This is a genomic window from Lutibacter maritimus (assembly GCF_900116115.1).
In the GTDB taxonomy this organism is placed as follows: domain Bacteria; phylum Bacteroidota; class Bacteroidia; order Flavobacteriales; family Flavobacteriaceae; genus Lutibacter; species Lutibacter maritimus.
The window spans coordinates 282,932-296,920 of the sequence record NZ_FOZP01000005.1; the positions used below are offsets into that span (position 1 = coordinate 282,932).

The window sequence follows — 13,989 nt, forward strand, 5'->3', positions numbered from 1 at the left end:
TAGTCTAAATAAATTTACCGCAAAAATAAAAGAGATCCTTAATCATTAAAGACGCATTTTGAATAAAAAAAGACGCGATTATAAAAATTGTGAAATACTGTATGTAGCTCAATCAGATGAAGAAGTTTTTCAAACACTGGCCATTGAAATGGAAAGAAAAAATGATCCCTTTTTTCAATTTAATAAGCAAGTTTTATTGCCTAAGTATGGAAATGGTTGTGTTTTAAGTTTTTGTTTTGATGATGTTATACTTTCTATTTGTAGATTTAAATTGACTAAAGACTTAATAATTCATTATAATAATGATGATGATTATACTCAATTAACTTTTGTGGTAGACGGAGAAAAAATTATTTCATCGACTAAATTTAAAAATGATATTTTATTAGAGAGTCAAGATTCTTATATAGCAAACACCAATAATTTTAAAGGGACAGTTAGAATTAGTGGTTTAAAACCCTTTAAAGAAATAAGAATTAAACTACCAAGTACTTTTTTAAATAAACACGGAATAACTAATGAATTAAACTTTAAGAAAATTGTTGAAACAGATAGAACGCAACCAATTACCAATGATTTATTTTCTATACTAATAAACCTTGAGTCATCAAGGCTAAATGGGATTTCTAAAAAAATATTTATGGAGGCTAAGGTTCTTGAGCTGTTAGCAATCCAAATGGGAAATATTGATACTATATGTTTTAATAAATATAGAACTTGTATGGGGAGTATTAAAAAAGTATATGCTGTTGAGCGCTTTATAAAAGAAAATTTATCAGAAAATTATTCTGTTAAAAACCTTTCAAATGAAGTTGGCTTAAATGAAAAGGTTTTAAAAATAGAGTTTAAAAGAATTTTTGGTGTAACAATGAGTGAGTATGCTAAGAAGGTAAAAATGGAGAAATCTGAAGTGCTATTAATAAATACACAACTAACAATTTATGAAATTTCTGATGCAATTGGATATAAAAATGCCACACATTTTAGTGCGGCATTTAAAAAATATTTTGGAGAAACTCCAATGCAATTTCGAAATAAACTAAAATGAATTTATAGTTTTTCTAATAGCAACTAAGCGCGTCATTAAATTTTCTAAATATTTTAAATCTAGCATATTTGCGCCATCACTTTTGGCATTTGCTGGATCAAAATGAGTTTCAATAAAAATACCATCTGCGCCTGTTGCAATTCCAGCTCTGGCAATTGTTTCAATCATATCTGGTCTTCCGCCAGTTACACCACTTGTTTGGTTTGGCTGTTGTAGAGAATGAGTTACATCTAAAATTACGGGTGCAAATTGTTGCATTTCAGGAATTCCTCTAAAATCAACAATCATATCTTGGTAGCCAAACATTGTTCCTCTATCTGTAATCCAGGCTTTTTCGTTTCCACAATCTTTCACTTTTTGTACGGCGTGTTTCATTGCTCCTGGACTCATAAATTGTCCTTTTTTTAAATTCACTACTTTTCCAGTATTTGCAGCAGCAACCACTAAATCAGTTTGACGAACTAAAAAAGCAGGAATTTGTAATACATCTACATATTCAGCAGCCATTGAAGCATCTTCATTAGTATGAATATCTGTAACCGTTGGTACGTGAAAAGTTTCTGAAACTTTACGCAATATTTTCAACGCATTTTCATCTCCAATTCCTGTAAAACTATCTATTCTACTGCGGTTTGCTTTTTTAAAACTTCCTTTAAATATAAATGGAATCTCCAATTTATCAGTTACTTTTAAAATATGTTCAGCAATACGCATCGCCATTTCTTCACCTTCTATGGCACACGGACCTGCTAATAAAAAGAAATTACCACTTTCGGTATGTTTTATATTCGGAATCAGATTTAAATCCATTTTTTATAATTTTTATGCAAATGTACATTATTGAGTTGAAAAGTTATAAAGTTTCAAATTTAAAAAGCAATAACTAATTTTCTATTTTTATTCTAACACCTTTGCTATGAATGCTAAATTCTGGTGCATACATACTTTGTATGGTTGTAATTCCGTTACTAAAATTACCCGCATTATTTACGCGTAAATCGTATTCAAAAACATAGACACCTTTTGGTAAATAGTCAAAAAAGAAGTTGGTTGCAGCATCTTTGGTGCTTTCATAATATCCTAAATTATCTTGGTATTTATAGCTAGATAACACATTTATAGGTTCTAATCCGCTGGCTCGCATATCTTTCATATGCACAAATTCCATTGGTCTATCTACTTTTAACTCAATTCTAACACTAATTAAATCGCCCACTTTTAAAGTTGAGGTTTCTTTAATTTCTGTTAGTTTTTTACCAGTATCAGAATTTGTTTTCAAGAATAATTTTTTACTCAATTTTAAAGGAGTTTCAGCCGATGTAATTTTATCTAAATCTTCAAAATATTGCCAATATAAACTTCCCCAGGCAATACCTTTATCTTTTTTAGCTATAGTTACATTAGCCATTTCATTGGTTATTTCACTGCCATTCCAAGCTGTTTTATAGTAGCCTGTTCCGGCTTCAATTTTTACATTTTCTAATTTAGAAGGTTCTATTTTTTTGTTTCCAACAGTTACATCAATCGTTTCATTTACAGCTAACCAATCGCTTCCTTGTAATAATAAAGCGTAGACGGCTTCTGTAGTTTGTTTGGTAGTTTTCCAACTATTAGTTTGTTTGTTTTTTAATAACCATATTTTTAATTCATCAACTGTAGTAATGTCATTTTCAATTTCAGAAAATACTTCAATTAATAATGCCTGAGTTTCAATAGGCGCCTGGTACCAATACCAACTTGGGGTATTTTCTTTCCAATACATTCCTAATTCTTCACTAACAATACTATTTTCTTTTAATGATTTTAAAATGGCGGCTGTTAAAACTTTATTTCCATTTCTATGTTGAATTAGAGCAATTAATCCTTTAGAATATAAATTGAAATCTTTCCAATACGTAGCTGATTGGTTGGTGTAATAATCAATGGCTGTTTGTAGATTTTTATCAATTTTTATAGTTGTATAAAAGCTACGCATATATAAATATTGTAGTTGAATATGACCTAAATGATTGCTATTTAAATACGCCTCTTCATCTTTTAAACCTTGTTGTTTGTTATTTGCTTTTTCTCTAATTTTTTTAGCTTCAACAAGTAATTTTTTGTAATCATCTTCAATGTCATCATCTAAAAACCGCACTGCTTTTTTAATGATGTTTTGAATTTTTTCTGAATCAGCATTTAAATCAACATTTAGTTGTTGTAAATGCCCAAAACCAGTTGCAATGTGTTGTGTAATATATCTGTTTGGATAGTTACTTCCTTTAAACCAAGGAAATCCACCGTTGCCAAATTGCATTTCTTCTAATTTTTTTATGGCTATTTCCTGCTCGTTATTCAATTTATTTAAGTCGAATAATAACGCAATTCGTTTTTTCTGTTCTGTTTCACTTTGTGCATCTCGCAACCAAGGAGTTTCCTGAATAATGATAGATTTTAACTCCTCATTTTTTTCTAAGTTAGAAACTAAGGCATCACTGGTTTGCCATTGATTAAATACTTCCTGAATACGTGGATTCGATTTTAAAATATGACTAGCCAACGTATTAGAATAATATCTAGAAAAAGTTTGCTCGGCACATTCATACGGATATTCCATTAAATATGGTAAACTTTGCACAGCGTACCAAGCCGGATTTGACGTAATTTCTAACGTTAATTTATGATTGCTGAGTGTAGTGGAGGTGTTATTTTTTAACTTATTTAAGTTAAAAGTTTTTGTTTGATTGCTTCTAACCCACATTGGTAACGTTTCGGTAACTAACATTCTGTTAGATAAAACAGGTAAAGCATTTTGTTCGCCATCACTAAAATCGCCTGCTTTTGCTACAATTTTATATTGAATTGCCTGTATTCCTTCAGGAGTAATAAGTTTCCAACTAACGTTGGTATTTCCTTTTTCATCAACAGTAAAATTTTGTGTTGTTGAACTGTTTTTAATTAAATGGTTGATCTCTTTTCCAGAAATAGCATCGGTTAAAATTAATTGCGCAAATCCGTTTAGTTTCTTATCAGACAGATTCGCAATTTTGCTTGAAAACACAATTTCATCACCTTCACGTAAAAATCGTGGAGGATTTGGAATTACCATCAACTCTTTTTGTGTAACAGTTGTTAGCGTTTTTATAGCCGAAGTTGCATCTTTAGTATGTGCTAACAATTGCAATTTCCATCGTGTTAATGCTTCTGGAATGGTAAAATTAAAACTGATAGCTCCATCTTTATCGGTTGTTAAATGTGGATAGAAAAACGCAGTTTCTTTAAAATCTTTTCTGGTTTGAACTTTTAATAATTCATTTTCAGTTTTTGATGAACCACTTTTTGTAGTAATAATGATAACGCCATTTGCAGCTTTGGCTCCGTATAAAGCAGTTGCAGCAGCATCTTTCAACACATTTACAGAAGCGATTTCATCTGGATTTAAATTTGGATTTTCTTCATAAACTACACCATCAACAATATAAATTGGTTGTGCTTTTGAATCTAATGACGCATTACCTCTGAGTACTATTTCGGAATCGGCAACTGTTTCAACTTGAAGACCTTCATTTACTTCATAATTTAAAACTTTATTATTTCTTTTAATTCCTAAAGCAGTAACCACTACCTCATCCAAACTTTCACTACTTTCAGAAAGAAATACAGAAATTATGTTGTTTTTATCAATAGTAACTTCAGAAGTATTCATACCAATAAAACTAAAAGTAAGTTTATCTCCTTTGGTTGCTTTTATGGTGTATTTTCCATCAAAATCACTAGTAACACCCACTGTAGTTCCTTTTACTATAATTGAAACTCCAGGTAATGGTAAACCATCAGAATCATAAACGGTTCCATAAATATAACCTGCAGGTTTTGTAGCATCAAAAGTATTTTTTACAATAACTTCTCTAATACTATTTAAATATTGTTGTTTTACCCAGTAATTATTGTTAAAACTAAATCCAAACCAGTTTAAAGCATCGTAATTTTGAGTTGGAAAATTTAAGTTTTTAAAAGTTTGATTTTTTACCACAAATTGAAGCGTTTTAAAGCTATTATTTGCGTTGCTATTTGAATACGAGTAATACGTTGGGTAATTTATTGGGTTAAATTGCCAATTATGCGTTTTAAATGCATCTAAAGAAGCATCGTACATAGATGCTAAAACTTCTGAAGTTAGTTTTTCAGCGGTATTTCCTGAAATTTTAAAACTCCAAGTTTGCGTACTTCCAGGTTGTAATTTATCTCTAAAAGTAAGTGTTTCTATTTGTAATTCTTTTTGTGGATGTGGTACTGAAATTAATAATGTTCCATTTTGAAAACTATTATAATTCACAAAATAATATTTAATGGCAAAACCACCTAAATCAGTTTCAGAAACTGGAATTTTTATTGTTTTTGTTTGGTTATTTAAGTGTATATAATACGTAGCAATTACAGAATGATTTTTTTCAATAGAAACCATAACTGTAATATCTTTTGATGCTGAACCAATTTGAAGATTTACAGTTTCGTTTGGTTTGTAAACGTCTTTATCTGTATTTATTACAAACAAAGTATTATCTGCAATTACATTTTCATTTTTTTCATACAATTCAAATAATTGTTCATCTATAACTTGTTGATTAAATGAGTCTTTACATTCTAAAATAATTTTATAATTACCTGATTCCCATTTTTTTAGATTTCCTAATTCAATTTTTTTAGAATTTTTTGTGTTAAATTCTTTTTCAAAAACTAAATTACCTAATTCCCAATTATTTATGTCGTTTTCTTCATTTGAATATGGATCGTGAGGAAACAGTTTTTCAAATTCAGCTTTTGTAAAACCTTGATAATCGGGTGCTTCCCAAGGTCTGTTTCTTAAAGGATTTTTAGGTGCTTTTAATTTGTAAATTTTAAGTGTTCCTTTAGTTGGTATAAATTGATTATTTAAATTAGTTGTATTAATTATAACTGAATTATCTTTTGCATTTTTATCAATTTTTGATGGAATAGAAACAGTTGCTTCCAATGCATGATAACCAACTTTTACCAATGTTTCAGCACTTCTTGTTTCACCATTTATATCAGTTACATCCGCATACACAGTATAATTAAAAGTTGGTAAACTTTCTTTTGAAACTTTTAAATCAGGCAGTGCTTTAAAAGTTATTTTATAGCTTCCATCATTATTGGTTATGGTTTTACCTTGTGAGATTTCCAAGTCTTCGGATTGGTAATAATTTGGTAATCTCCAGCTATACCAACGCGGAAAATTGGCAGTTCTTTTTACACGATACGTTACTTTTGCATTGCTAATTGTACTTCCGGCATAAGCTGTTGCTTCACCAAAAACTGTAACGCTATCATTTAATTTATAGGTTTCAGTAACGGGTTTAAAAGATGTTTCAAATTTTGGACGTTTATATTCTTCAACAGCAATAGATTGACTTGTGTAATTAAAGTTAACAGCATTATAATTATTGCCATTTTCAGAGCTTTTATTTATAAAAATAGTATATGCTCCATTTAATCCGTTGGTTGGTAAAATAAATTCTCCACTAACTGAACCAAATTCATTTAGTTTTAAATTGTATTTTTTTACCAATTCACCATTAGGATTTTTTAACGAAACTTCAACAAAATCATTTGTATATACTTCTGTTTTATCATCTAAACTTTTTAACGAAATACTTTTAAAATATATAGTTTGTCCAGGTCTGTAAATACTTCTATCTGTAAAAATAAAAGATTTTATAAGTGGTTTTTTATGATCATTTATTGGGTTTTTATATCGGTTTTCATATAAATAAAAGTCTCCAAAAGTTGCGTTATCATTTTCAGTTTTTACTGTAGCTATTATATTTCTATGAGAATTTTTAGGTTTGTAAGTAAAGGTTCCAAAGCTATTAGTCACAAAATTTTTGTTAATTGCTTTATTGTATTTACTTGTGTTATAATTTTTTAAATTAACTTGTGCTTTCTCAATAGGTTTCCCCGTATTTCTATCAACTACTTGGTAAACATATAAATTGTTTTCTCTATTTTCAATAAATGCTATATTGGTAACTTGAATATAGTTGTATGCAAAAATTTTATCATCATATTTAAGTTCTTTTGTAACTGTAGCTATAATTAAATAATTTCCAGCACTCATTTTAGGAAGTAAAACTTCTGTAGCATGTTGTTGAAAATCGCTTTCATTTTTTAGTGTTGTTTCCCATTTTAAACTTGGATTTAAGGTGTTTATAAATTCAGTTTTTAAAGAATCGTTATAAATTTTATTGAATTTATTTTGTTGATTTTTATCTATTTTAAAGGCGGTGAAATATACCTTTTCTAAATTTTTATATTCAATTAATAATCTAGCATTTGTTTCAATTGGAACATAGTTTTCAGTTTTGATTGTTATGTGTTTAGATAAAATATGATCCTTTAAAATTTCACATTTTTTTGCACCGTTTGATGTTGGATAATTGGCAATTGCTTTATTGCAAACTTCTAATGCTTCTTTACGTTTAAACTGATGTGTTGTTGCTGTTTTTGGATTGTATAAATTGGCTTGTTCATTAAACAATTTTGCAATTTCATAGTCAATTTCTGTTGAAGCCTCATTATTCTTAAATTGTTCTTTTAGCTGTTGCAGTGTTGTTAGATATAATGCTTCTTTATTATTTAAAATGGTATTTGTATATACAAAATTTAAACGTTCAAGTGTTAAGTTTATAAGTGCCGTTGGATTATTATCTTTTAAATGGAATAATGTTAGATTTTTATAAATTTTTAAAGCTTGCAAGTGGTTTGAAATACTGTCTTTTGAGGTGATAATTTTTGATGTAAAAATGATATTGTTTCCTAATAAAAATTCATCATTTATTTCAAATTTATAAGAAGGTCTTGTAATATTTTGCTCTTCATTTTTAAAAAAATCAATTGCTCTGTGTGCTAAAAAATCGTATAAAGTTGGACGAAATTTTTTTGAATCTTTGCTACTATCAATTATTTCGTCAAAATTATCTAATTTGGTTAACTGAGCTTCTAAACTATTGTTTAAGGAGTTGTTGTAATGATGTTGAACTTCAGTAAAAATTGTTTTTAAATCCCAAGTTCTAAAATCGGTAGAATCTACTTTTTCTTCTGTTGTAGTTCTGTTATAAAATTTCCATCTATTTTGTTGAAAATATTGCCAATAAACATCAGCCAAAATACTTTCTAAAATGTTTTTTGTTGGAAAAGCATTTTCTGAAATCTCTTTTTTTAAGTTGTTTACAATTAAAAGTTGTGCATTTTCTTCAAGTGTTAAAGCAAATTTTGATTTGTACAGTAGAGATTTAATTATTTGTGAAGTATTATTATCTTTTTTTGCTTTTGCATAAATGGTTTCTACAACTTTTAAAGCAGATTTTGGTAAATTATCTAATTCAAATTTTTGAACTTCATTCCAAAGTTCTTTAAAATTTTGAGTATTATTTTGAGCATTTGTAAGTGACGAAAATAAAATGATTAGAATTGGAATGATGATTTTTTTCATAATACGATATTTATTAAAGTAAAGTTAGCAAAAGTGATGCCTAAAATTGCAAAAAGAAAAAAATGAATTAAAAAAACCGCTAATTAGCGGTTTTTTTAATTTTTAGTTTAAGATTATAAATTCACAACGCCTATTGATATCGTATGCTTCACTTTTACACATTCCTGGTTTTGTGCAATTGTTAAGTGGTTGAGTTTCGCCATAACCAACAGACTTCACGTTGTTATTAGAAATGCCTTGGCTTACTAAATATTCACGTACAGATTTTGCCCGTTTATGTGATAATTCTAAGTTATATTTTTCCGTTCCGCGTGCATCAGTATGTGCGCCAATTTCAATAACCATGTCAGGATATTTTTTCATAATTGAAACTACATTATTAAGTTCTATTGCAGCATCTGGTCTGATATTCCATTTGTTAAAATCAAAATAAATAGGATTAATTTTAATTTGAGTTTTTCCATTATCTACAATAATATTTTTTTCAGCATCTTCATAAGATTCTAAATGTAGTAGAATATTTTTATTAATATTTCCTTTGTTATCTGTATAAAATTCAATGGTTGTAGGGTTAAATAATTTTAATGATCCTTTTAGTTTGTAAGTTGTATTTGGTTCAATTTCAAAAGAATAACTTGCGTTTTCACCAACAGTTATTTCATTTATAATTTTGTTTGAGCTGTTGTATAAAGTTACCAAAGTGCCAGGCAACAACTCTAAACTATTTTTATTTTGAACAATTCCGGTTACAAAAATTGATTTTTTATATGTAAAACTATAAATATCATCATTACTAGCACCATTTAATCTGTTTGATGAAATAAATCCACTGTTATTTTTAGTATTGATTATAAATGCAAAGTCGTCTAAATTACTATTTATTGGTTCTCCTAAATTTATTGGTTTTGCAAAGCCATTTTCAGTGAGCTCACTTTTAAAAATATCTAAACCACCAATTCCAAAATGCCCGTTTGATGCAAAATAAAGTTCATTTTCAGCACTCATAAATGGAAATTGTTCTCTATGTTCAGTATTAATTGTTGGTCCTAAATTTTTAGGGGAACTGTACGAACCATCATCAAAAATATCAACAACAAAAATATCAAATGAACCAATTGTTCCTGGCATATCAGATGCAAAATAAAGTTGTTTTTCATTGCTGCTTAAAGCAGGATGTTCTACTGAGTAATTTGTTCCGTTAAAAGGTAATTCAACAATATTTGTCCATTCATTATTTAATAATTCAGCTTTATATATTTTAAGATGTGTAATTTTATCTGCATCTTTTCCCTTTTTGCCATTTATAAAATTATTTCTAGTAAAATACATGGTTTTTCCATCGGATGTGAAAACTGCGTTAGACTCGTGTAATTTTGTGTTAATAGTTTCTGAAAATGGTGTAACTTTTGAACTGTCGTTTAATTGGTCAATATCTACTTGAAACAAATCTAAATAAGGTAAATTATTCCATTCAAAATTTTTCCCTTGATTTCTGTTTGAAGCAAAAACAATTTTATCTCCAAAATAGGAAGCTCCAAAATCTGAATAAACTGAATTTATTGCAACATCAGTTAGTAAATATGTTTCTGTGTTTTGTTCTTTTAAATCTTTAATAAATTGAACTGTACTTTGGTTGTTAAATGTATTAGGTTGTTTTTTATTGACATATATTTTATACCATTTATCAGCTTCATTAAATTTTTTAATTCCCTTTAACGCTTGTGAATATCTGAAAAAATATGTTGGCTGAATAGAGTTTTCATAAGATTTAATTAATTGTTGATACCAATAAACTGCATCGGTCATTTTTGAATTAAAATAATAACAATCGCCCAGTTTTTCTAAAACTTCTTGGTTTTTATCTGTTTCGTTTAAAAATAATTCTGCAGCATTTAAATAAGCATTTTTTTCAAATAAATAGTTTGCCTTTTTTAAATTTTGGGCCGATATAAGCTGTGCGCAAAATGAAAGAATAAAAAGTATGAATAGTGTTTTTTTCATTTTTATAAGCATTTTATTAAAAAAATCGTGGTGATTTATCAAACCCTTTATTTAAGTTTGAAAGAAACATATTGTAAAGAATTATAATTTCATGAGATCCTGTACTAAACGGACCCAAATTTGAAATTGTATGATCATAAGCATAACCAATTCTAAATTCAGGTGTTACACTAAAATTAACCATACCACTAATTGCATCTTTAACTCTGTATCCTAAACCAAATTCTACTTTGTTGTTATACAAAACATTGGCGGTTAAATCTAAAGTTATCGGAGCTCCTTTAACAGATTTTAGCATAAAAGCAGGTTTTATTTTAAATTGATTGTCTAATTCAAAAACATAACCTCCAGTTAAGTAAAAATGTGAATTTTCAGTTCCTTGATATTTTCCATTGTTTCTATCTAAATGTTTAGAACTTAAAATGTTTGGAACCGAAAGCCCAACATAATAGTTTTCGGTATTATAATAAATACCAGTACCAAAATTAAAGAAAGTTTTATTGATGTTATTTTCAAAATCTGGATCTGTAAAAATATCACCCGATTCTAATGCGAATCCATTAAAGTTTACATCAAATAATGTAAAACCCGATTTTATTCCAAATGAAATATTGCCTAAATCTTCTAAATCTAATTTGTAAGCAACATCAAAAAATAAGTTATTTTCTTTAACAACATCGCCAATATTATCGTTGATAATAGACATTCCTACTTCTATTTTATTATTAATTGGAAGATGCGCAAATAAATTTGATGAATTAGGCGCACCAACAACACCACTCCATTGAGATCTGTGTAAACCACCCAACGTTAAAACTCCAAAATTATCAGTTGTATAACCCGGATTAATAACACTCAAGTTGTACATATATTGTGTGTATTGAGCATCTTGTTGCGCCCACAACATAAGAGGTAAAAAAAGTACTACGAATTGAATTATTAGTTTTTTCATTCTTTATCTACTTAAATACAATCTTTTTTGAATTGGTTTTTTATTGTCTTTATTAAAATGTATTATGAAATAATAAATACCTGCAGGAACCAATTCTCCATTTCCATTTTTTCTACCATTCCAATCACCATTTGATGAAGTTGCAGTGTAAATTAATGCTCCCCATCTATTATAAAACTCTACTTTAAAATTAGGATATAATGTTCTTAAATTTTTAATTGTGAAAGTGTCGTTTATACCATTTCCATTCGGTGAAAATCCATCAAAAACTTCAATGTCATACATTTCGCACTTGTTTAAATCTACAGTTACTGCTAATGGATTTATACTTGAACAGCCGTTTGCTGTTTCAATTGCAAAATATGTTTTGCCATCAATTAATACATCTGTCATATTTAAAGGTGATCCATTTGGGTAAGAATCATACCAAGTTATTGTACCGCCATTTTGTGAAACAATTTTTGAGTTTAAATTAGAAAGTGTTGGATTGCTAATTTTACAAAATTCTTCACCTTTTTCAATAATATCTGGTGGATTATTAGAAGTTATGGTTACTAGAACTTTAGTTCTTTTAGAGCTTTCACATCCATTGTTTATTGCAGATTGAACCGCCCAATATGTAGAACCATCAACCAACAATTCAGAATTTCCTAATGGTAAAGTTGAAGTTTCAGTTGCGTACCATTTAATTTGATTTCCACTTGCTTCTAAATTAGCTATTGTAGGTGAATCTGAAGCGCAAAAATATTGATTGGTATTTGTAATTACAGCTTCTGCTACATCGGTTAATGTAACATAAACTTTAGTTCGTTCAATACTTTCGCAGTTTACTAAAGTACTTGTTTGTGCAGCCCAATATTCTTTATTATTTATAAGTAAGTCGGTTAAATTTAAAGGTGTAATTGAAGTTTCAGAATCAAACCATGCAGCAGTTTCATTAATTTGTAAATTAGCAATGGTTGGATTGTCTGATTTACAAAATACTTGATTTATTTGTGTTGTTGTTGGTTTTTGAAGATTTAAAATATGCGCCTTTACTACCAATCTAGATTTACTCATACAATCTGTTGTTGCGTTGGTTTGTGTTGCCCAATAATTTTTACCATCAATTAATAAATTTGCTGAATTTAAAGGTGTTGTATCTGTTTCAGAATCAAACCACTGTATATTATTTCCGATGGCTGTTAAATTTGCAACCGTAGGAGACTCACTTATACAAAAATATTGATTTTCTTCATTTGTAGTTGGAGGTTGGATTGAATTAATTAAAGCGGTAATTTTAATTCTTTTTGCACTTTCGCAACCAGTTACATTTGTTTGTGTAGCCCAATAGTCTTTTCCATTTATTAAAATTTCATTTGTGTTTAATGCAATAGTAGCACTTTCTGAACTATACCATTTTATATTGCTTCCAGCGATGCTTAAATTTGAAATTGTTGGATTGTCAATTTCACAAAATGATTGATTAAAACTACTAGTTGATGGTGGATTTACAACATTAATAGTAACAGTTACAACAGTAGTTATTATATTTTCACAGCCAGTTGAAGTATCAATATTAGTTGTCCAATAATCTTCACCATTCACTAAAAGTTCATTAGCATTTAAAGCAACAGTTGAATTTTCAGAAGCATACCAAACAACATTATCAGAACTTAAACTTGCTATGGTTGGTTTATCAATTTCACAATAAACTTTATTAATAACCTGTTTGGTTGGTGGAATTTTAGAATTTATAAAAACGGAAACAGGTAATCTTGTAATACTTTCGCATCCAATAATACTATCTGATTGTGTTGCCCAATATATTTTTCCATTTTCTAACACATTAGAATTGTTTAATGGAACTGTTGAATTTTCTGAGCTATACCATTTTATATTTTCACCTTCAACTTGTAAATTAAAAATAGTAGCATTTTCATCAGCACAAAAATATTGAGTATTTTTATTAGTTGTTGGAGCTGGTAAGTTAATTATAGAAACATTTACTTGATATATTGTAACACCTTCACAATTTGAAGTTGAATTTGTAATTTTTGCCCAATAAGTTTGTTCATTAATTAAAGGTTCATTGCTATTTATTGGAGTGTTAAAAGTATTGTCTGTATGCCATTGTACATTATTTTCAATAGCATTTAAATTATTAACTGTAGCATTTTCATTGATACAAAATGTTAGGTTTGAAGTGAGAGTATTTATAGGAAGTGTTTCTGTAAGTGTCACATTCACTTTAGTTCTTAACAAACTTTCACAAGTATTTAAACTATTGAGTTGAGCTGCCCAATAATCTTCACCATCTATTAATAAATCACTTGAATTTAACGGTGTTGTTGAATTTTCGGATTCATACCAAATGGTATTTATGTCATTTGTAAATAAGTTTAAAACTGTAGGATTGTCTAATTTGCAAAAAGTTTGCGTGCTTTCAGAAATTGTTGGTGGCGGAACTGTTGTAATAATCACATTTACCACAACTCTTGAAATACTTTCACAACC

General features: G+C 28.5%; 6 protein-coding genes. 1 reads left to right on the forward strand and 5 read right to left on the reverse strand.

Annotated elements, in window-relative coordinates:
- The first annotated feature begins 58 nt into the window (after positions 1-58).
- Complete coding sequence (locus BM335_RS10070) at positions 59-1,048, forward strand: helix-turn-helix transcriptional regulator (RefSeq protein WP_090226475.1); 990 nt, start codon at positions 59-61, stop codon at positions 1,046-1,048.
- Here BM335_RS10070 and kdsA read toward each other — a convergent pair.
- The 5 genes from kdsA to BM335_RS10095 all read right to left on the reverse strand — a co-directional run.
- Entirely contained in the window at positions 1,040-1,858 is an 819-nt protein-coding gene (gene kdsA, locus BM335_RS10075; protein WP_090226480.1) for a 3-deoxy-8-phosphooctulonate synthase, read from the reverse strand. The two genes, BM335_RS10070 and kdsA, sit on opposite strands and share 9 nt — an antisense overlap.
- A gap of 73 nt (positions 1,859-1,931) precedes the next feature.
- Positions 1,932-8,540 (reverse strand): alpha-2-macroglobulin family protein, encoded by a 6,609-nt coding sequence (locus BM335_RS10080; protein ID WP_090226484.1) that lies wholly within the window; start codon positions 8,538-8,540, stop codon positions 1,932-1,934.
- A 102-nt stretch (positions 8,541-8,642) separates the two neighbouring features.
- On the reverse strand, positions 8,643-10,541 hold the full coding sequence (locus BM335_RS10085) for an OmpA family protein (RefSeq protein ID WP_090226746.1): 1,899 nt from the start codon (positions 10,539-10,541) through the stop codon (positions 8,643-8,645).
- A 16-nt stretch (positions 10,542-10,557) separates the two neighbouring features.
- Positions 10,558-11,493, reverse strand: coding sequence for a PorP/SprF family type IX secretion system membrane protein (locus BM335_RS10090; protein ID WP_090226489.1), 936 nt, complete (start codon positions 11,491-11,493; stop codon positions 10,558-10,560).
- A gap of 3 nt (positions 11,494-11,496) precedes the next feature.
- Positions 11,497-13,989 (reverse strand): T9SS type B sorting domain-containing protein (locus BM335_RS10095; protein ID WP_177219189.1); only part of this gene is annotated, 2,493 nt, incomplete at its 5' end.